Source organism: Kitasatospora sp. NPDC127035 (assembly GCF_042726075.1).
Taxonomy (GTDB): domain Bacteria; phylum Actinomycetota; class Actinomycetes; order Streptomycetales; family Streptomycetaceae; genus Kitasatospora.
Window position 1 is genome coordinate 72,018 of sequence record NZ_JBHXDN010000016.1, and the last position, 19,234, is coordinate 91,251.

General features: G+C 74.2%; 19 protein-coding genes and 1 riboswitch. Of the genes, 11 read left to right on the plus strand and 8 right to left on the minus strand.

Annotated elements, in window-relative coordinates; genetic code table 11:
* Window positions 1-63: 63 nt before the first annotated feature.
* Entirely contained in the window at window positions 64-510 is a 447-nt protein-coding gene (locus ACFWIC_RS14065; protein ID WP_329949645.1) for a DUF1772 domain-containing protein, read from the minus strand.
* A 92-nt stretch (window positions 511-602) separates the two neighbouring features.
* Here ACFWIC_RS14065 and ACFWIC_RS14070 point away from each other — a divergent pair, with 92 nt between their 5' ends.
* Together ACFWIC_RS14070 and ACFWIC_RS14075 are read left to right on the plus strand one after the other, a co-directional pair.
* Window positions 603-1,181, plus strand: coding sequence for a TetR/AcrR family transcriptional regulator (locus ACFWIC_RS14070; RefSeq protein WP_329949644.1), 579 nt, complete (start codon window positions 603-605; stop codon window positions 1,179-1,181).
* Between the two features lie 333 nt (window positions 1,182-1,514).
* A complete protein-coding gene (locus ACFWIC_RS14075; RefSeq protein ID WP_380518435.1) occupies window positions 1,515-2,861 on the plus strand; it encodes an LPXTG cell wall anchor domain-containing protein in 1,347 nt (448 codons plus the stop codon).
* Between the two features lie 149 nt (window positions 2,862-3,010).
* On the opposite strand, the gene thiC is transcribed toward ACFWIC_RS14075, so the two are convergent.
* Complete coding sequence (thiC, locus tag ACFWIC_RS14080) at window positions 3,011-4,828, minus strand: phosphomethylpyrimidine synthase ThiC (RefSeq protein ID WP_380518438.1); 1,818 nt, start codon at window positions 4,826-4,828, stop codon at window positions 3,011-3,013.
* A riboswitch (TPP riboswitch) is annotated at window positions 4,824-4,958 on the minus strand. It overlaps the preceding gene by 5 nt.
* 196 nt (window positions 4,959-5,154) lie before the next feature.
* Here thiC and ACFWIC_RS14085 point away from each other — a divergent pair.
* The 7 genes from ACFWIC_RS14085 (at window position 5,155) to ACFWIC_RS14115 (ending at window position 12,787) form a co-directional block, all read left to right on the plus strand.
* A complete protein-coding gene (locus tag ACFWIC_RS14085) occupies window positions 5,155-5,361 on the plus strand; it encodes a hypothetical protein (RefSeq protein WP_329949642.1) in 207 nt (68 codons plus the stop codon).
* A 103-nt stretch (window positions 5,362-5,464) separates the two neighbouring features.
* Window positions 5,465-6,967 carry an SPFH domain-containing protein gene (locus ACFWIC_RS14090; protein ID WP_329949641.1) on the plus strand — a complete coding sequence of 501 codons (1,503 nt, stop codon included), beginning with the start codon at window positions 5,465-5,467 and terminating at the stop codon, window positions 6,965-6,967.
* Window positions 6,968-7,046: 79 nt separating this feature from the next.
* Entirely contained in the window at window positions 7,047-8,060 is a 1,014-nt protein-coding gene (locus ACFWIC_RS14095) for a 3-oxoacyl-ACP synthase III family protein (RefSeq protein ID WP_380518441.1), read from the plus strand.
* Entirely contained in the window at window positions 8,057-8,827 is a 771-nt protein-coding gene (locus ACFWIC_RS14100; RefSeq protein WP_380361072.1) for a glycosyltransferase family 2 protein, read from the plus strand. Before ACFWIC_RS14095 ends, ACFWIC_RS14100 begins: the two co-directional genes overlap by 4 nt.
* Before the next feature lie 152 nt (window positions 8,828-8,979).
* Window positions 8,980-10,467, plus strand: coding sequence for a class I adenylate-forming enzyme family protein (locus tag ACFWIC_RS14105; protein WP_380518444.1), 1,488 nt, complete (start codon window positions 8,980-8,982; stop codon window positions 10,465-10,467).
* A complete protein-coding gene (locus ACFWIC_RS14110; protein WP_380518446.1) occupies window positions 10,464-11,852 on the plus strand; it encodes a cytochrome P450 in 1,389 nt (462 codons plus the stop codon). The genes ACFWIC_RS14105 and ACFWIC_RS14110 overlap by 4 nt, the downstream gene beginning before the upstream one ends.
* On the plus strand, window positions 11,843-12,787 hold the full coding sequence (locus tag ACFWIC_RS14115; RefSeq protein ID WP_380518449.1) for an NAD-dependent epimerase/dehydratase family protein: 945 nt from the start codon (window positions 11,843-11,845) through the stop codon (window positions 12,785-12,787). The genes ACFWIC_RS14110 and ACFWIC_RS14115 overlap by 10 nt, the downstream gene beginning before the upstream one ends.
* Window positions 12,788-12,888: 101 nt before the next feature.
* On the opposite strand, the gene ACFWIC_RS14120 is transcribed toward ACFWIC_RS14115, so the two are convergent.
* The 3 genes from ACFWIC_RS14120 to ACFWIC_RS14130 all read right to left on the minus strand — a co-directional run bounded on the left by ACFWIC_RS14120 (window position 12,889) and on the right by ACFWIC_RS14130 (window position 14,439).
* Window positions 12,889-13,089: a DUF5326 family protein gene (locus tag ACFWIC_RS14120; RefSeq protein WP_329884753.1), complete on the minus strand. Its 201-nt coding sequence runs from the start codon at window positions 13,087-13,089 to the stop codon at window positions 12,889-12,891.
* Between the two features lie 259 nt (window positions 13,090-13,348).
* On the minus strand, window positions 13,349-14,017 hold the full coding sequence (tenA, locus tag ACFWIC_RS14125) for a thiaminase II (protein ID WP_329884754.1): 669 nt from the start codon (window positions 14,015-14,017) through the stop codon (window positions 13,349-13,351).
* Between the two features lie 104 nt (window positions 14,018-14,121).
* The gene (locus ACFWIC_RS14130) at window positions 14,122-14,439 is read right to left on the minus strand and encodes a cupin domain-containing protein (RefSeq protein WP_329884755.1); all 318 of its coding nucleotides are present in this window, start codon (window positions 14,437-14,439) and stop codon (window positions 14,122-14,124) included.
* 104 nt (window positions 14,440-14,543) lie between these two features.
* Here ACFWIC_RS14130 and ACFWIC_RS14135 point away from each other — a divergent pair, with 104 nt between their 5' ends.
* Complete coding sequence (locus ACFWIC_RS14135; protein WP_329949636.1) at window positions 14,544-14,918, plus strand: phage holin family protein; 375 nt, start codon at window positions 14,544-14,546, stop codon at window positions 14,916-14,918.
* 86 nt (window positions 14,919-15,004) lie between these two features.
* On the opposite strand, the gene ACFWIC_RS14140 is transcribed toward ACFWIC_RS14135, so the two are convergent.
* Window positions 15,005-15,430, minus strand: coding sequence for an SsgA family sporulation/cell division regulator (locus ACFWIC_RS14140; RefSeq protein WP_355398920.1), 426 nt, complete (start codon window positions 15,428-15,430; stop codon window positions 15,005-15,007).
* A 205-nt stretch (window positions 15,431-15,635) separates the two neighbouring features.
* The gene (locus ACFWIC_RS14145) at window positions 15,636-16,499 is read right to left on the minus strand and encodes an IclR family transcriptional regulator (protein WP_380518454.1); all 864 of its coding nucleotides are present in this window, start codon (window positions 16,497-16,499) and stop codon (window positions 15,636-15,638) included.
* A 327-nt stretch (window positions 16,500-16,826) separates the two neighbouring features.
* Here ACFWIC_RS14145 and ACFWIC_RS14150 point away from each other — a divergent pair, with 327 nt between their 5' ends.
* The gene (locus ACFWIC_RS14150) at window positions 16,827-17,381 is read left to right on the plus strand and encodes an NUDIX domain-containing protein (protein ID WP_329949633.1); all 555 of its coding nucleotides are present in this window, start codon (window positions 16,827-16,829) and stop codon (window positions 17,379-17,381) included.
* 63 nt (window positions 17,382-17,444) lie between these two features.
* Here the strand turns inward: ACFWIC_RS14150 and ACFWIC_RS14155 are convergent, their stop codons facing one another.
* The gene (locus ACFWIC_RS14155) at window positions 17,445-18,908 is read right to left on the minus strand and encodes a globin domain-containing protein (RefSeq protein WP_380518457.1); all 1,464 of its coding nucleotides are present in this window, start codon (window positions 18,906-18,908) and stop codon (window positions 17,445-17,447) included.
* Between the last annotated feature and the right edge of the window lie 326 nt (window positions 18,909-19,234).

The window sequence follows — 19,234 nt, forward strand, 5'->3', positions numbered from 1 at the left end:
TCAGGGTCCCCGGTCACAGGGGCAGATCAACCTTCGTCGAGACCGGTGTCCCGGTCCGCGAGGTCAGGCGAGGGCGGCGGCCAGCAGGGTGAAGGCGGCGACGATGACGGCGACGCGGGCGTAGTGGAAGCGGTCCCAGCGGTCGCTCTGCTCCCTCCAGTCCGCGGGCCGGTTCTCGGGGGTCCACGTCTTGCTCCGGTTGTTGATCGGGACGAGCAGCAGGACCGACATGAGCACGCTGATGACCAGCAGTGCGGCGGCGGTCACGACGAGGCCGACGCCGGGGCGGTGCCATCCGGCGACGGCCCACACGGCGCTCAGGGCGAGGGAGGTGAAGTACCAGACCGGCATCAGGGCGCCGAGCATCCGGCCACCGTGGGCGCGGCCGAGCTGGTAGCTGTCCTCGGGCAGTGCGCCGAGGATCCGGTTGACGACGAAGGCGACGGAGAACTCCACCCCCACCATCACTCCGACAACCACGATGGTGACGACCTTGAGTGCGTCGAGCATGATGACCCCTCCTGAGATCTAGCGCCGCTAGGTGATGAGAGCAACGCTAGTACTACTGCCGCTCCCTTGTCTAGCGGTGCTAGAATCAGGTCATGTCGGTTCAGGAACGCAAGGAACGCGAACGGGCGGCCCGCGAGCACCTCATCGTGGCGACGGCCCGCGAAATCGCCGAGCAACAGGGCTGGGACGCGGTCACCACCCGCCGGCTCGCCGAGCGCATCGAGTACAGCCAGCCCGTCCTCTACAGCCACTTCCGCGGCAAGCGCGAGATCATCGGGGCCGTCGCCCTGGAGGGTGCCGCCGAGATGGCCGCGGCGCTGCGGGCCGCGACCTCGGCCGCCGACGGCCCCCGCACCCGGGTCACCGCTCTCGCCCGCACCTACCTCGACTTCGCCGAACGCCACCCGGCGGTCTACGACGCCATGTTCCAGCTCGACGGCGGTCTGGCCTTCGCGGCCGAGGACACCCCGGCGCCGCTCAAGGACGCCTTCGCCGCCCTGCTGGAGAGCCTCGGCGAGGTCGCCGGGGAGGGCGTCCACCCGGGGCTGTTCACCGAGGTGTTCTGGGCGGCCCTGCACGGGCTGGCCACCCTGACCCGGGCGGGACGGCTGCCGCCGGCCGAAGCCGAGCAGAGGGTGGAGCTGCTGGTGGACCGGCTCGCCGTGATCTGACACGCCGTTCGGACGGGCGGGCAGCCGGAGACCTTCCCGGCTGCCGGCCTACGAGTCCCCGCCCCGACACGACCCCGAACCCGAACCCGAACCCGCCCGCGGTCAACGTCCGCCGCGACCCGTCAAACCCCGGCGAAGCGGGTCAGCGGCACGCGAACCACACGGCTGCCGTCCGGGCCGACGCCCCGTTGCACGGCAGTGACGGCCGTCTCTTGGTAAGCAAACGATTCTCCTGAGAAGATCCTCCCGTCGCAGCCGCCGGACCCGCAGGAGAGCGGCGGACCGACCTTCAGCGCACACCCGTATTCGGTTCTTCCCGGGGGGAATCCGCTCATGTCCGCACGCCCGCTCACCCGCCGTTCCCGCCTGCTCGCCACCGCCACGCTGGTGGTCGCCGCCGGCACCTCCGCGCTCGCACCGGCGACCGCATTCGCCGACACCCCGGCGCCCTCCGCCTCCGCCACCGCCGCCGCCTCGGACACCCCCGCCCCGAGCACCGCCCAGCCCCTGACGGCCACCCTGGAGCCGGCCGCGGGACAGGCGCCGCTGACCCGCGGCGGTGTCGGCGCGACCCTGACGATGACCGTCACCAACAACTCCGACCAGGAGCGCCCGTTCCACCCGGCGGTGACCGTCACGCCGGTGGGCGCCGCCCCGACCGGATGGAACTGGATCGACTTCAGCGCCAAGGCGATCTCCGCGCCGGCCACCTACGGCCTGACCAGCTTCAACGGGAGCAACTTCTCCGGCCACGTCGTGCCCGAGAACCGGATGTCCCACGTGCCCTTCACGGTGCCGGCCCGCACGACCTACAGCTGGGCGGTCTCCTTCACCCTGAGGGCCGCCCTCCCGGCGGACGACACCGCCGTGAAGGTCGCGCTGGTGAACGACCTCGGCAACAGCACCGCCGTCGAGCCGGTGACCCTGCCGGTCGCCTCCCCCACCGGCGCCCTCGTCCAGAAGTTCACGAACAACCTGGGCACCGTCTCGTACAAGAAGCCCTTCGAGACCGACCTCGACCTGACCAACAACGGCGCGGCCATCGGCGCCGCGATCAACCCGACGCTCCGCTTCAGTGACGGTTCCCGCCCGATCTCCGCCGTCCTCAAGCTGGAGGTGTCCCAGGGCGGTGCGTGGGTCACCGTCCCGGGCTCGGACAACGTCTGGAAGCTGCCGCCGGTGACCGGCGGCCTCGGCAAGGGCGCGAGCCACCGCTACAAGGTACGGCTGTCGCTCACCGGCTACACCGGACAGTGGTCCGGCGTCTCCGGCTCGCTCAGCCTCGACCCCGACACCGACCAGGGCCCGGTCGACACCATCCTGAAGGCGTCGGTGACGCTGGACGGCAACGGTGCCCCGTCCATCTCGCCCTCGGCCTCGCCCTCCACCGCGACGGCCAAGCCCAGCCCGACCGCGACGACCGCCGCCCCGACGACCTCCACCACCCGGCCCAGCCCGACCGCGACGACCAGGACGCCCGACGCCCAGGTCGTCCCGGCGGCCGCGAACACCCCCTCGGCCCCGGCCGCCGCCAACACCACCGCCCCGGCCGGCACCAACCTCGCCGCCACCGGGGCCGGCAACTCCGGCGCCCTGTTCGGCGCGGGCGCGGCCTTGGTGCTGCTCGGCGCCGGCGCGGTCCTCTACGCGAAGCGCCGCCGCACCGCGTCCCAGGGCTGACCCGGCCCCGGTGCCCCGGCGCCCGCCGCCGGGGCACCGGCCCGCCGGCTCGGACGCAGTGCTGGGAAGCCCCCTCCACCTCCCAGCACCGCTGCCGGTCTGCGCGCGAGCGCGACCCCACTCCCGGCCGATGCCGACGGCGGAGCCCGTCAGTCGGCCAGCGGGAGGTAGACGCGGTTGCCCTGGGCCGCGAACTCGGCGGACTTCTCGGCCATGCCGGCGACCGCGTCGGCGTCGTAGCCGGCGTTGACGGCCGTGGAGCCGTCGCCGTGCTGGTCGCGGATCTGCTGGGAGATCTTCATCGAGCAGAACTTCGGTCCGCACATGGAGCAGAAGTGGGCCGTCTTGGCGGGCTCGGCGGGGAGGGTCTCGTCGTGGAACTCGCGGGCCGTCTCCGGGTCGAGGGCCAGGTTGAACTGGTCCTCCCAGCGGAACTCGAAGCGGGCGTCGGAGAGGGCGTCGTCCCAGTCCTGGGCGCCCGGGTGGCCCTTGGCGAGGTCGGCGGCGTGGGCGGCGATCTTGTAGGTGATGACGCCGGTCTTCACGTCGTCCCGGTTCGGCAGGCCCAGGTGTTCCTTGGGCGTGACGTAGCAGAGCATCGCGGTGCCCCACCAGGCGATCATCGCCGCCCCGATGCCGGAGGTGATGTGGTCGTAGCCGGGCGCGACGTCCGTGGTGAGCGGGCCGAGGGTGTAGAACGGGGCCTCGTCGCAGATCTCCTTCTGGAGATCCATGTTCTCCTTGATCTTGTTCATCGGGACGTGGCCCGGACCCTCGATCATCACCTGGACGTCCCGCGCGCGGGCGATCCGTCCCAGCTCGCCCAGCGTCTCCAGCTCGGCGAACTGCGCCTCGTCGTTGGCGTCGGCGATCGAACCGGGGCGCAGGCCGTCACCGAGCGAGAAGGTGACGTCGTAGCGCGCGAGGATGTCGCAGAGCTCCGCGAAGTTGGTGTAGAGGAAGTTCTCCTGATGGTGCGCCAGGCACCAGGCAGCCATGATCGATCCGCCGCGCGAGACGATGCCGGTCTTGCGGCGGGCCGTCAGCGGAACGTACCGCAGCAGCACGCCCGCGTGGACGGTCATGTAGTCGACGCCCTGCTCGCACTGCTCGATGACGGTGTCGCGGTAGACGTCCCAGCTGAGCTCCTCCGCCCGGCCGTCGACCTTCTCCAGCGCCTGGTAGAGCGGCACGGTCCCGATCGGCACGGGGGAGTTGCGCAGGATCCACTCGCGGGTGGTGTGGATGTTGCGGCCGGTGGAGAGGTCCATGACGGTGTCGGCGCCCCAGCGGGTGGCCCAGGTCATCTTCTCCACCTCCTCCTCGATCGAGGAGGTGACGGCGGAGTTGCCGATGTTCGCGTTGATCTTCACCAGGAAGTTGGTGCCGATGACGGCCGGCTCCACCTCGGGGTGGTTCACGTTGACCGGGATGACGGCGCGCCCGCGGGCGACCTCGTCGCGCACGAACTCGGCCGCCAGGCCCTCGCGCAGGGCGACGAACTCCATCTCGGGCGTCACGACGCCGCGCTTGGCGTAGGCCAGCTGGGTGACGGCCTCACCGCTGCGTCCGCGCAGCGGGCGGCGCGGACGGCCGGGGAAGACCGCGTCGAGGTTGCGCAGGTTTCCGCCGCGCGGCGAGGTGTGCTTGATGCCGTCGTCCTCGGGGCGCGCCTCGCGCCCGTCGTACTCCTCGACGTCGCCGCGCTGACGGATCCAGGAGTCGCGCAGGGCCGGCAGGCCGCGCCGCACGTCGGGTTCGTAGGCCGGATCGGTGTACGGCCCGGAGGTGTCGTACAGCGGGACGGTCTTCCCGTTGGTGAGCACGACCTCGCGGTACGGAACGCGCAGGTCGGGGCGGGACCCGTCGCGGTAGGCCTTGCGCCAGGCCGGGGTCGGGTAGCCGGTACCCGCGCTGGAGACGGCGGAGTTCCGGGCAGACTGCGGCTGTGCGTCGAACGTGGTCATCAGACCTTCTACTCCCTACGCCGGCATTACCCGGTCAGGTTCCTGCGGTCGACGCAGCGGTCGGCACGTCGGACGACGTTCCGGTCAGCGCCCTCTCAGCCCGGTGCTCCGAGCTCCCGTGTCCGCAGGCCGTGTTGCCTGCGCATGACGTCCAACACCGTAGCGAGCGGAACGCCGGAGGTCCAGAGGGGGTCGGAACGGCCGGCCGACGGGTGTCGAATCCGGCAAATCGGACGGTCGCGGCCGAGCGGACCGGCAATCGGGCCCCGGCCGGGCAGACTGGCAGTCGCGGGGTCGACGGCGGGGACGACGAGAGGGAGGCCGGCGTGGTCGGAAGCACGGGGCGGGTCACCGGGACGGTCGGCACGGGGCTGGTCGGCGAGGTGATGGTGCACGTCCCGGAGCGGCAGGGCGCCGAGGCGTTCCTCGCCTACCTCGCCGTACCGGGGGACCGACTGCCGGTCGGCACACCGGTGTTGGTGATCGAGTACCAGCCGCCGCGCACCGTGTACGTAGCGCCCATAGGCCCGTGACGACCTTGCGACAGAGCGTCATGTCACTTCCCTTTCCATCGGTTTGGCTCCGGCGGAGAATCCGAGACGGCGCATCTCCTGCGCCGGAAGGGGGAGTTGAACCATGGTGTACCTCATCCCCGGAGCGGTGGTCGCGACACTGCTCCTCGGAATCACACTCTTCAAACTCATGTGGCGGGTGGCCGAGCCGAACGAGGCTCTGATCATCTCCGGCTCCCGGCACCGGACCGAGGGGGTCGGCGACGGGCTGGGATTCCGGATCGTCACCGGCCGGGGGACCCTCGTCACCCCCGGCCTGCAGGGCGTCCGGCGGCTCTCGCTGGACCTCAACGAGGCCGAACTGAACGTCGAGTGCGTCACCACGCAGGGAATCCCGGTCCGGGTGAAGGGCGTGGTGATCTTCAAGGTCGGCGACGACGACGTCTCGATCGCCAACGCCGCCCGCCGTTTCCTCGACCAGCAGAAGCTGATCAGCCAGCGCGTCCACAACGTCTTCGCCGGACACCTGCGGTCGATCGTCGGCGGGCTCACCGTCGAGGACATGATCCGCGACCGCGAGCGGCTCACCGGGGAGACCAGGGCCGCCTCGGGGCTGGAGATGGAGAAGCTCGGGCTGATCATCGACACCCTGCAGATCCAGGAGATCATCGACCCGACCGGCTACATCAAGAACCTCGCCATCCCGCACGCCGCAGCCGTCCAGCGGGACGCCCGGATCGCGCAGGCGCACGCCGACCGGCTGGCCACCGAGGCCGAGCAGGAGGCGGCCGCCCGCAAGGCCGAGGCGACCCGCAACAGCGAGATCCAGCAGGCCTCCTACCAGGCCGAACGGGACACCGCCAACGCCAGGGCCCGACAGGCCGGCCCGCTCGCCGACGCCGGCGCCCGGCAGCAGGTGGTGGTCCAGGAGACCCGGGTCGCCGAGCTGGAGGCCCAGCGGAAGGAGCAGCAGCTCCAGATCGACGTCCGCAAACCGGCCGACGCCCGGGCGTACGACACCCGGACCACGGCGGACGCCGACCGTGACGCCCGGATCTCCGCCGCCCAGGCCCAGGCCCAGGAGACCGAGCTGAAGGCGGCGGCCGAGGCCGGCCGGGTCCGCATCGCGGCCCAGGCCGAGGCGGAGGCCACCAAGCTGCGCGGCCTGGCCGCCGCCGAGGCGACCAGGGCCACCGGAGAGGCGGAGGCGGCGTCCGCCGAGGCACGCGGTCTGGCGGACGCGCAGGCCGTCCGGGCTCTCGGTCTCGCCAAGGCCGAGGGCCTCAAGGCCCGTGCCGACGCGCTGGCCGAGAACCAGGAGGCTCTGGTCGCACAGGAGTTGGCGGAGAAGTGGCCGGACATCGTGCTGGCCGCCGCCGAGTCGTTCGGCCACGTCGAGCACATGGTGCTGCTCAACGGCGCCGACGGAATGGGCGAGCTGTTCGCCAAGGCGCTCACCATGGGCGGCACCGGGCTCGGCCTGGCCCGCCAGCTGCTGACCACCATCGGGCCGGAGGCCGCACCGGCCGCGGCACCCACCGCGGCACCGGCTGCGGCCGTCCAGCAGATTCCGGTCGACCGCACGCCGGCGGACCGGGTGCCCGCGGACCGGACCACGGAGGAGTGACGTGACTGGGTAGCCGCCCGCGCCCACCTGAGTACGGGTACTCAGGTGGGCGCGGGTGCGTCCGCCGGACGATGGGGACATGCACCCTGCAGCCACCGCGCGGATCGGCATCACCGCCGTCGGAGCCCACCTGCCCGCCCGCCGTCTGACCTCCCAGCAGCTCCAGGACGAGGTCACCGCCGGCGGCCGACTCCGCCTGCCGGAGCGGACGTTCGAGAAGGCCACCGGCATCGTCACCCGGCACTTCGCGGCCGAGGGCGAGTACGCCTCCACGCTGGCCGTGGGCGCCGCCCGGCGCGCCCTCGCCGCCCGCGGACTGGACCCGCTCGACCTCGACCTGCTGCTGTACGCCTCGGCCACCCGGGACGTCTGCGAGCCCGCCACGGCCCACCTCGTCCAGGCCGAACTCGGCTCCCGCGCACACGCGCTGGACGTCAGCAACGCCTGCAACAGCTTCCTCAACGGCATCGACCTGGCCCGCGCGATGATCCTCGCCGGCCGGGCCCGGCGCGCCCTGGTGGTCACCGGCGAGACGCCGAGCCGGGCCATGCGGCGCGACCCGGACGGCCTCGCCGACTTCCGCGACGGGTTCGCCGGCTACACCTTCGGCGACGCCGGCGCCGCCGTCGTGGTCGAGGCGGTGGAACGCGGCGGCATCCTCGACATCGAGACCGAGACCGCCTCCGAACACTGGGAGGTCGGCGGGATCCCGGGCGGCGGCTCGCGGCACCCGCGCGGCGACGAGTACAGCTACTTCCGGGGCGGCGGCAAGGAGTTGCGCGGCGTCTTCGAGAAGATCGGCGGGGACATCCTGACCCGGGTGGCCGCCCGCACCGGCCTCGGCTGGGACGACTACGCCCGGGTGCTGGTGCACCAGGTGACCGTCCCCTACCTGGAGCGGTTCGTCGAGCTCACCGGGGTGCCGGCGGAGAAGCTGGTGGTCACCGTGCCCGAGCTGGGCAACGTCGCCAGCGCTACGCTCGGCATCCAACTCGACCGAATAAGACACGAGTTGAATCCCGGAGACAAGGTGCTCCTGCTCGGCCTGGGCGGCGGCGTCAGCCTGATGACGATGGTCTGGGAGGCGTCGTGAGCACCCCGGCGACCCCCCGGACGGACGGCCACCGGCTCTGGGTCGTCGTCCCCGCCTACCAGGAGGAGGCCCGGATCACCGGCGCCCTGGACGCCCTCGCCGCCCAACGGGACAGGGAGTTCACCCTGCTGGTCGCCGACAACGGCTCGACCGACGGCACGGTGGCCGCCGTCCGCGCCTTCGCCGCCCGGGCGCCCTTCCCCGTCGAGGTGCTGGTCGAGCCGGAGAAGGGCGTCGGCTCGGCGGTCGACACCGCCTTCCGGCACGCCATCGCGCACGGCGCGACGCTGCTCGCCCGCACCGACGCCGACTGCCTGCCCGAGCCCGGCTGGAGCGCCGCCGCCCGGGCCGGGATGTGCGCCGGGGGCGGCCTGGTCTGCGGCCGGGTCACCGCCCGCCGCGACGAGCACGGGCCGACCGGGCGGGCCGTCTTCCTGCTCCTGGTCGCGCTGGGCGCCTTCTTCGGCCGGATCCGGCCCGCGCACCGGCGCCGGCACGGCTACCTCACCCCGTACCGGATGCACGCCGGCAACAACATGGCGATCACCGCCGAGCTGTACCAGGCCGTCGGCGGCATGCCGCGCCGGCCCTCGCCCACCGACCGCACGTTCATCAACCGGGTCCGCCGGCACAGCACGGCGATCGTGCACCGCCGGGACATGGTGGTGCAGAACTCCACCCGGCGGATCCGCGCCTACGGGGTGGTCGGCACGGCGCGCTGGTACCTGGAGCGCGGCGCCGGACCACGCTCCGTCGACGTCCGCTGAGCACGGCGGACCCCGGCAACCGTCCCGGTCCCGGCGCCGTCCCACTCCTCGCCGCCCCACCCTCCGCGCCGACCCGGGTCCCTGCCCCGAGCCCCTGCCCTGACCCTGACCCTGACCCAGCACCCGCCAGACTCCCTCGCCGAGGACACCCGATGCTCGACCGGCTCGCCCACGCGCTGCGCACCGTCCACCCCGACCGCCCGGCCGTCCTGCGGCACACCCGGCTCGGCACCACCCGGGTCCGGATCCGTCGCGGCGAACTCGCCGACCTCGCCGACACCTACGCCACCGCCCTGCACGCCCGTGGCCTCACCGAAGGCACCACCCTCGGCGTCGCCGTCCGCCCCGGCCCCCGGGCCCTCGCCGTCATGCTCGCCGCGCACCGGCTCGGCCTGCGGATCGCCGTCCTGGACCCGGCCGCCGGCCCCGACGTGCTGGCCGCCCGGCTCGCCCTCGCCCAACCCGACCTGGTGCTCGCCGACGCCGCCGCCCAGGCGGTGGCCGGCTGGGCCGAGCCGCTGGCCCGGCGCGCCGGCCTCGCCCTGCCCCCGCTGGACGTGATCGGCCCGGTCGCCACCCTCGGCCGACGACTGCCCGGCTGCGCACCGGGGTTGCGGCTCGGCCGGTTCGGCGCCTCCGTGCCCCGCGTCCCCGGCCGCGACACCCACGAGCGGGACGCCGACGCCGTCATCGTCTTCACCTCCGGCACCACCGCCCGCCCGCGCGCCGTGGTGCACACCCGGAACGGCCTGGCCGCCGGGCTGCGCACGGTCACCGACCTGGTCGACCCGCGGCCCGGAACGACCGTCGTGGGCGGCACCTTCTTCGTCCTGGTCCCCGCCCTCACCGCCGGTGCCGCCGTCGCCCTGCCGGCCCGCACACCGACCGCGCTCGCCCGCCAACTCGCCCGGCTCGCGCCGGCCCACACCTATCTCACCCCGCCGCAGCTGCGTGCGGCCCTGGCCGTCGGAGCCCGGTTCACCGGGCGGGTCTGGACCGGCTCGGCGCCCGCCGACGCCGCCCTGCTCCGCCGGGTCAAGCAGGCCGGCGCCGACCAGGCCTGGGGCGTGTACGCGCTCACCGAGCTGTTCCCGGCGGCGGCCGTCGAGGAGGTCGAGAAGAGCGCCTTCACCGGCCCGGGCGACCTGGTCGGCGCCCCGCTGCCGGGTGTCCGCACCGACCTCGGTCCGGACGGCGAACTGCTGCTCACCGGCCCCGGCGCCCGTCACCGCTACCTGGGCGAGGAACCCGACCCGTGGGTGCGCACCGGCGACCGTGGCGCGCTCGACGGGAACGGCCGGATCGTGCTCGGCGGCCGGCTCAAGGACATGGTCCTGCGCCGCGCCGAGAACATCTATCCCGGCCTCTACGAACCGGCGCTGCACCTGCCGGGTGTCGCCCTCGCGGTGCTGGTCGGAGTCCCGTCCGGGGACGGCGACGAACGGCTGGTCGCCCTCGTCCAGCCCGTGCCCGGTACCGATCCCGACCGGCTTCGGGCCGCGCTGAACGCCCCGCTGGACCGGATGGGCACGGCCCGCCCGGACGCCGTCCTGTTCGGCGAGGTACCTCTGACCGGCCGTTCCCGCAAACCCGACCGGGCAGCCGCATCCGTCTACTGCGCAGGGGAGTTGTCCACGTGAACACCGTCGTCCCGGACGCGCCCGCCGGCCGCCGGACCGCACCCGCACCCTCGCCGGCCCCGACCGGCGCAGCAACGCCCGGCCGCACCGACCCCGAACGCACCGACCCCGACCGGACGGACCCCGACCGCAGCGCCCCCGACCGCGCCGCCCTCGACCGCGCCGCCCGCCGGCGGGACCGCCGGGTCTACCTGCACAGCCACCCGGTGCTCTTCGCCCTGCTCGCCGCCACCCGCCGACGCCCGGTGGTCCGGCTCGGCCGTACCGTCCTGGTCCACGACACCGAGGCCTACCGCGAGGCGCTCACCCGGATCCCGCTCGACCGCACCGCGCCCGGCACCACCGGCGGAGCCGCCGCCCGACTGACCGACGGCGGGCTCCTGTTCGACCAGGACGGCGCCGAACACCGTTCCGCCCGAAGGGTGTTGGCAGGAGGACTCGACTCTGCGGCGGTGCGGCGGCTGCGCCCGCACTGGCTGGCCGTGCTGGCCGGACGGGTGCCGGCGATCGCCGACGGGCCGATCGACCTGGTCCGCCTGGCCCAGGAGCTGTCCGGGGTGACGGCCGCCGCGCTGACCGGCTCCCCGGCCGCCCCGCACGCCCTGGCCGGGGCCGCCGCCCGGGCCGCCGAAGCCGCCGCCCGCGACCACCTGCCCGGACCGCGGCCCCGTCGCCGCACCGCCCGGGCGTCCGCCGCGCGCGCCGCCGACCTGGCCGCGCTGCTGCCCGACCCGCTGGACACGATGGTCGCGGTCGCCACCGTCAACACCACCGTCGCCGCCCTCCCCCGGGCCGCCGCCTGGTGCGCGGACGCCGGCCTCTGGCCGTCGGTCGACGCCGCCACCGCTCCCGCACTCGCCGCCGAGCTCCTCCGTCTCACCGCGCCCTCGCCCCTGCTCCCCCGGGTGGCCGCCGAGGACGCCGTCCTGGCCGGCCGCCGGGTCCGGGCCGGCGACCGGCTGATCCTGGTCGCCCGGCACGCCGCCCGGGCCCACCGGCCGGAGGCCGCCCCCGGTCCGGGCGCCACCCAGGCCGTCTTCGGCGCCGGACCGCACGCCTGCCCCGGCGCGGGCCTGGCCCGGGTGCTGCTCGCCGACCTCCTGCTCGCCCTCGCCCCGTACCGCCCGGTGGTCACCCGTGCCCGGGCCGACCGCCGCGCCGCGCTCCCCGGCTGGGCGGAACTCACCGTGCGCCGCACCCGCACCCCCACCGCCCGAGCCGACACCGCCCGGGCCGACGCGGTCGCGCCGACCGCCACCGTCACCCCCGCCACGACCGGGCCCGCCGTCACGGTTCCCCCCGGTCCCGCGCCCCCGGCGCCCGCACCCACCTGTCCCCACGCCGCAGCCGCCGCCCTCCACCGAGGAGACCCCCGATGCGGATAGCCGTCACCGGGGCGAGCGGTTTCTGCGGCTCCCACGTCGTCCGCGCCGCCGTCGCCCACGGTCTGGACGTGGTCGGCTACGGCCGCCGCCCCGGTCCGGCCGGCCGCCACGTCCACTGGGACGCCGCCGTCGCCGACCCGGACCTCACCGGCGTCGACGCCGTGGTGCACTGCGCCGCCGCCGTCGCCGACCTGCCCCCGGGCTCCGCCGCCGAGGCCGGGCAGTTCGCCGTCAACGTCACCGGCACCGAGCGCCTGCTGCGCGCCGCCGCCGGGCGCCCGGTCGTCTGGGTCTCCAGCGCCAGCGTCTACGACCCCCGGATCGCCCGCGAGTCCGTCCGGGAGCACCACCCCACCGAGGGCGGTCACCTCAACGCGTACGGTCGCACCAAGGCCGCCGGTGAGCGGCTCGCGCTCGCGGCGGGGGCGGTCGTCCTGCGTCCGCGCGCCGTCTACGGGCCGGGCGATCCCCACCTCGTGCCCCGGCTGCTGGAACGGGTCCGGCACGGGCGACTGCTGCTGCCCGGAGGGGACGTCCGGCTCAGCCTCACCGCCGTGCAGAACCTCGCCGACGCCTGTCTGGCCGCCGCCGGGACCGGCCGCCCCGGCAACCGCCCGTGGGCACCGGGCGCCTACAACATCGCCGACGCCCGCCACTACCGGCGCGACGAGGCGGTCCGCGCGGTGCTCGCCGCCCACGGCGTGCACGCCGGGCTCCACCACGTCCCGGCGCCGCTGGCCCGGCTGGCCGCCCGCACCGGCCGGGTCCCGGGTCTGACCCCGTACGCGGTCGACCAGCTGTCCCGCAGCGTCACCCTTGACCTGGCCCGCGCGCGCACCCAGGGCTGGCACCCGCTCTGGGATCTCGACACCGTCCTGATGCTCGACCGCGCGGCGCCTGCGGCCGCACCCCCCGGAACCGCCGGCCCGGCCTGACCGCCGACCCGGCCCCCGACGACGGACGCCCGCACCCCGGTGAGGGGTGCGGGCGTCCGCGCAAGGCCGGTGGAGACCGGTGGAGACCGGTTCCGGCCGGGTCAGTTCCTGGCGGCCTTCTTCACCAGGATCACCACCGCGGCGGCGATGCCCACCACCACCAGCAGCTTGATCGCCAGGCTCAGCAGGGCACCGACGACGCTGAACACCAGGCCGAGGATGTTCCAGGCGAGTACCAGCACCAGCACCGGCACGACGATGTTCCGCACCCACGAGGGCAGCGACTTCCAGAGCTCAGCCATGTCCGTTCCTTCTCTCCCCTTGGGGTCGGCTGCCGTCCGGTGCCGCATCCCGCTCGTTCTCGGTACTTCGATCGTACGGTGACGCAAGTGGCCGAACGAGAGCCAACGGCCCGGAGAGAACCCGGAGATCACCCCTACCCCGAACCCCGGGTGAACCCCCGGGGCCGGCCCCGGGGCCGGCCGTCCGGCCGCGCCCCGGCCAAGCACCGGACGGGCCCCGGACGACACCGGCGACCTGCGGGGACGGCCCGCACGGGGGTCAGACCGGCCAGGTCTCCCGCCGCCACGCGGCGTCCCAGAACATCCACTCGTACCGCGAGGTGGTGACGAAGTGCTCCACCACGCGTCGCCGTTCGGCCGCGGACATCTCCTCACCGAGCCGGTCGGTCAGCGCCAGCACCCGCCGCACCACCGACTGGAACGCCTCGTCGCCGTAGGTGGCGATCCACTTCGCGTAGAGCGGGTCCGGGGAGCCCTGGGCCAGCAGCCGGTCCCCGACCCGGGCGTAGATCCAGTAGCACGGCAGCACCGCACCGACCGCCTCGGCGAAGGAGCCGCCGTAGACGGTGGCGAGCAGGTAGCTGGTGTACGCGCGGGTGGTGGGGAGCACCGGCTCGGCGGCGGCCTCCTCGGCGCTGTCGCCGAAGGCCTCCAGGAAGTCGGCGTGCATCCCCTGCTCGGCCGCCAGCGCGCCGATCGCGTCGTCGGCGAAGGCCCGCACCTCCTCCTCGCCGGGGGCCTTGGCGGCGCAGACGGCGAGCGCGCGGGCGTAGTCGCGCAGGTAGTGCGAGTCCTGCACGACGAAGTGGCGGAACGCCTCGCGCGGCAGGGTGCCGTCGGTGAGGCCGGCGATGAAGGGGTGGTCGAGTATCTCGGCGTAGACCGGCTCGATCGCCGCCCAGAGTTCTTCCGTCAGGCTCAGGCTCATGCTCCGACCCTAACCGGCGGGTCCGGGCTTCCGGAGGGCCGGTCGGGGCCCGGTCCGCGGCGGCCGGACGTCCGGCCCCGTTCCTCCGGCCCCACGTTCCGGCGTCAGTCCTCCGGCGGGGAGAACACCACCAGGACCCGCAGCTCCTCGGTGATGTGGTGGAACCGGTGCGGCACCCCGGCCGGCACGTACACCACGGTGCCCCGCCCCACCGCGGTGGTCTCGTCCCCGACGGTCAGCTCGGCCCGGCCGCTGATCACCTGGTAGATCTCGTCCTGGGTGTGCGCGGTCTGCGTGTCGGTGTCGCCGGGGGAGAGCGCGTAGAGGCCGGCGGACATCCGCGGCTCGCGCAGGAACCTCAGGTACGCACCGTCGTTGGCGGCACGCTCGGCGTCCAGTCGGTCCAGCCGGAACACCTTCATCGGGGCACCCCTCCTCGTCCGGGCGTCGGTCCAGGAGGCATTCAACACCACCACGACGCCCGGGGCTCTCGCCCGTCCCTTGACCGACCTGGGACGCTGGCCCCATGAAGGGTTTCCTCATCAAGACACTGATCAACGCGGCGGCCATCTGGGTCGCCGCCTGGATCGTCTCCGGCATCACGCTGGCCGGGGACGACTGGCAGCACAAGACGCTCACGGTGGTCGCCGTGGCACTGCTCTTCGGGGTGGTGAACTGGCTGATCAAGCCGGTGGTGAAGTTCTTTTCCTTCCCCCTGTTCATCCTCACCCTGGGTCTGTTCACCTTCATCGTGAACGCGTTGATGCTCTGGCTGACCTCGTGGGCGTCGGACAAGCTCGACCTCAGCTTCCACGTCGACGGCTTCTGGGCCGCACTGTTCGGCGCGCTGATCATCAGCCTGGTCTCCTGGGGCCTCAGCCTCGCCCTCGACGACGACTGAGCGAGTCACCGTGCCGGCCCGTGCGAAGGGGCCCCGACCCGGTCGTTCACCGGGAAGGGGCCCCTTCCGTGTTCCCGCCTCCCCGGTCACCCGGCGTTCTCACGCCCTCGGAGGATGAGCGCGAGCTGGGCGTCGAGTTCGCCGGCGGTGACCTCCTGGCCCATCGGCACCAGCCGGTCGGTGCGGGTCAGGAAGGCGACCAGCGGCGGTGCCGGCGACCGCAGCACGGCGGCCCCCTCGGGGGAGTGCAGCACGATGCAGACCTCGGCGAGCTCCCCGCCGGCCGGATGGATGTGCACGTCGCCCTCGCCCGCCGGGCGGCCGATCCCGTCGAGCAGCAGCTCGCGCGCGAAAACCCAGGTCACCGGCTCGTCGCCGGGCAGGTGGAACGTGAAACGGACCGCGTACGGGTCGACGGGGTCGTAGGCGAGGTCGACCACGATGCGGAAGGAGAGCTCGTGCGAGACCACCAGGTTCATCATCAGGTGGCCCTGGACTGTGCTGTGCTGCATGGCGCCAGTACCTCTCGTTCTGCCCGGCCGTGCGGGTGTGGGTCCCGCGGGTGGCCGGACAAGGCAGTTCGCTGACAGGGGGAGGGAGTGCGTGCGGTACGTCCGTCCTCATCGTCCACGTTTGGGGACGTAGTGGACAAGACGTGCTTTTTCAAATGGTGAACGAGGGGCGCCCCCGGGGCCGGTCCGGTCGGGTCACGGCCCGTCAGAGGACGAACGACGGCGTCATCGCGCCGACGCTGCGGCGCAGGTGACCGGCGGCGGCGGTGAGCCGGTCGGCCTGCGCGACCGGCAGCGAGAGCGCCATCGTGGCGACCACCGAGCCGACCGTGATGGGAACGGCCGCACAGACGGTCCCGAGCGCGTACTCCTGGCGTTCGATCACCGGCATGGTGGGCCGGAGCCCGGCGAGCCGGCGCAGGACGGTCGACTCCTCGGCGAGGGTGGAGGGCGTGAGACCGACCGGGGGGTGGCGGGCGAGGTGGTCGCGCCGGGCCTCCTCCGGCAGCTGGCCCAGCAGGCACTGGCCGATGGCGTGGGCGTGGGCGGTGGCCCGGAAGTCGGCCCACGGTTCGACGGCGGGCTGGTGCGGGCCGGCCGCGACGTCGACGACGGAGACCTCGCCGTCGCGGTAGAGCGCGAAGTAGACGGCGGCGCCCAGGTCGTCCCGTAACCGTTCCATCCGGGCGCGCAGGTCGAACCGTTCGGACTGGCGGTCGTCGGCCCGGCCTATCCCGTCGACCGCCTCGCCGTAGTAGAAGCGGCCGTCGGCCCGCCGCAGATAGCCCTCGTGGGTCAGGGTGCGCAGCAGGTGGTAGGTGGTGCCGAGCGGGAGTCCGGCGGCGCGGGCGAGCTGTTTGGCGGTGGCCCCCTGGAGGAATCCTCCGACCGCCTCCAGCAGGCGCAGCGCCCGCTGGACCGAGGAGATCAGGGTGGGCTGCCGCTCCTTGCGCGAAGGACTGGTGGGGCCGGAAGGGCTCGACGGACCCGTGGGACCCGCGGGGCCCGTCAGACTCGTGGCCCCCGGAGGCCGCGCCGGCGGTGACGTGCGCTCTGTGATCCGATCCATGGCCACACCCAGCCCCCAGCCCGAGTCCTTGCACAGGAGGGCATGCGGAGTGAATCGCTCCGATTTGCCCGATAGTCGCTCATTGCAGCACAGCCACGACATCCCTGCAATCACTCTCGCACCGTTCGCTCGGTAAAATCCTTCGAATCAATGGCTAAATATGGATTGAATCTTTGATTCAAAGATCAGTTTAAGCTTCATCTTCGCTATCCAAGATCCATCCAGGGTCCGAACCCTCCCCGAACGGACGCACCCCGGGCGGGCCGCGTTTCGGCCCGCCCGAGCCGCGGGAGACTCCCGCACAACGCTCCAGCCCCGGAGGCCGCCATGCGCACCCCGCCTCGCCCCGTCGTCAAACGCACCGCCCGGGCGATCCTGCTGGAGGTGGACCCCGCCGACCCGTACGGTCCGGCCTCGATCGTGCTGATCAAGCGCACCCGGCCGGACTCGCCGCACCCGTACTGGATCACCCCCGGCGGCGGCGTCGAGCGCGACGACCGCACCGTGGTGGAGGCCCTGCACCGCGAGGTCGACGAGGAACTCGGCGGCAAGGTGGTCGACGTCGTGCCCGCCTTCGTCGACACCGTCAGCCACACCCTCCCCCACCTTCCGGACCCGGGGACCGCCGCCGACGACGGCACCCTCCCGCACCCGCACGGGGTCAAGGTGCAGCACTTCTTCGTCTGCCGGCTCGCCTCGATGGACCTCAGCCGCCGCCACGGGCCCGAGGTGGACGAGCCGAACGGCAAGTACGAGGTGGTCCGGGTGCCGTTCACCCGCGAGGGCGTCACCTCGGTCAACGTGGTGCCGCCGAGCCTTCGGGCGTACCTGGCCGCCAACATCGAGGGCGTCCGCGCCCTGCTCGCGCCCGACCTGGCCTGACCCCTCCGGCCGCCCTGCCCGCGCTACCGGTCCTGCCCGCGCCACCCGCGCTACCGGGCGGGCCTAACCGGCGGCCCGGTCACCGACCAGGTCGTGCCGGATCCGCTCGGTCGGCACGCCCGCGCGCAGCAGCACGCCGACCGCGCGCCGGACCATCGCCGGCGGGCCGCTGAGGTACGCCTCGCGTCCGCTCCACGGACCGAACCGGCCCACCACCTCGGGGAGTTCCCCCGTGAGCAGCCCCGCATCAGACAGGTGCCCGCCGGACCCGCCGGACCCGCCGGACCCACCGACGGGCGTCCGCGGCCCGGGGCCGGACAGCACCGGGCGGACCGAGAGCCAGCCGTGCCGCCCGGCCAGCTCGCGCAGCGCCGCCAGCTCGTACAGCTCGGCGGCCTGCCGCGCACCGTAGAAGACCTCCACCGAACGGCCCGCCGCGCCGTGTTCGGCCACCTCCTCGACCAGCGCCCGGACCGGGGCGATGCCGGTGCCGCCCCCCAGCAGCAGCAGGTCCGCGCCGGCGCCGTGGTCGAGGGTCATCCCGCCGGCCGCGGGACCGAGCCGCAGGACGTCCCCGGGCGCCGCCCGGTGCACCAGCGCGTTGCTCACCCAACCGGCCTGCACCGCCTTGACGTGGAAGGTCAGCAGGCCGTCCGGCCGGGGCGCGGAGGCGAACGAGAAGTGCCGCCAGACCCGCGGCCACCAGGGCGTCTCCAGACTGGTGTACTGCCCGGCCCGGTACGGGTACGCCTGGTCCGGGCGGACGGTGAGGACCGCCACGTCCGGGGTGCGGCGCTCGTGCGCGACCACCTCGCCCTGCCACCAGGCCGGCGAGGTACGGGCGTCCGACTCGGCGGCCTCGATCATGATCGACGAGACCAGCCGGTAGACCCGGCGCCAGGCCAGCTCGGTCTCGGCCGTCCACCGGGTGCCCGTGTACCGGGCCAGCGCCGCGACCAGACACTCGCCGACCGGGCCGTAGTGACCGGTCAGGGTGCCGTACCGGCGGTGCCCCCGGCCGAGCGCGCCCAGGTGCGTCCGCAGGCCGTCCGGGTCGTCGGCGCTGCGGGCCGCCATCAGCAGGGCACGGAAGAGCCGGTCCCGCTGGACGTCCATCGCGGCCGGGAAGAGCGCGCGGACCTCGGGGTGGTGCAGGAAGATCAGCGCGTAGAAGTGCGCGGTGGCCCGGTCGGCGACCGGCTCGACCACCGCCAGGCTGGCCCTGATCAGCTCGACGTCCCGTGCGGTGGGCGGCTGTTCGGCCGCTTCGCGCGGTCCGGGCGCCTGGTGCGGTCCGGGCACGGTCCGCGGGTCGGCCGCGGTCCGCAGGTCGGGCACGGGCGGGGGCGGGGCGCCGACGGGGCCGAACGCGGTCGCGGGCGGCCCGGCCGCGGGGGCGGTACCGGCGTCGCCCAGGGTCTGCAGCGCCCAGGCGCGGGACCACTGGTCGCCCGGGCCGGCCCAGTTGAGGCCGGGCGCGCGAGTGAACAGCGGTTCGATGACCGGCCCGAGCGCCGGTCCCGTCACCGGACCGGTCGGATCGGGCCGGGACGGCGCGGGGGCGACCGGCGGCGCCGCAGGGGGCGGCGGGACGGTGGGCGGAGCGGACGGCGGGTCCGGGATCACGGGGCGGACGGCCTGTGCCGGTTCGCCGGCCTCCGCCGCCGCGGCCGGCGCGGCGGCGGGACCGGGGAGGGGCGGGCCTGTCGGCGGTGGAGCCGACGGGAGGGCGGGCGGGAGGGCGGGCGGAGGGACCGCCGGGAGGGCCGGCGGAAGGTCCGGCGGGTCCAGCGGCGCCGGGGGCAACGCCGGCGCCGCGTCCGGCAGACCCGGGACGGCCGCGACAGCCGCCG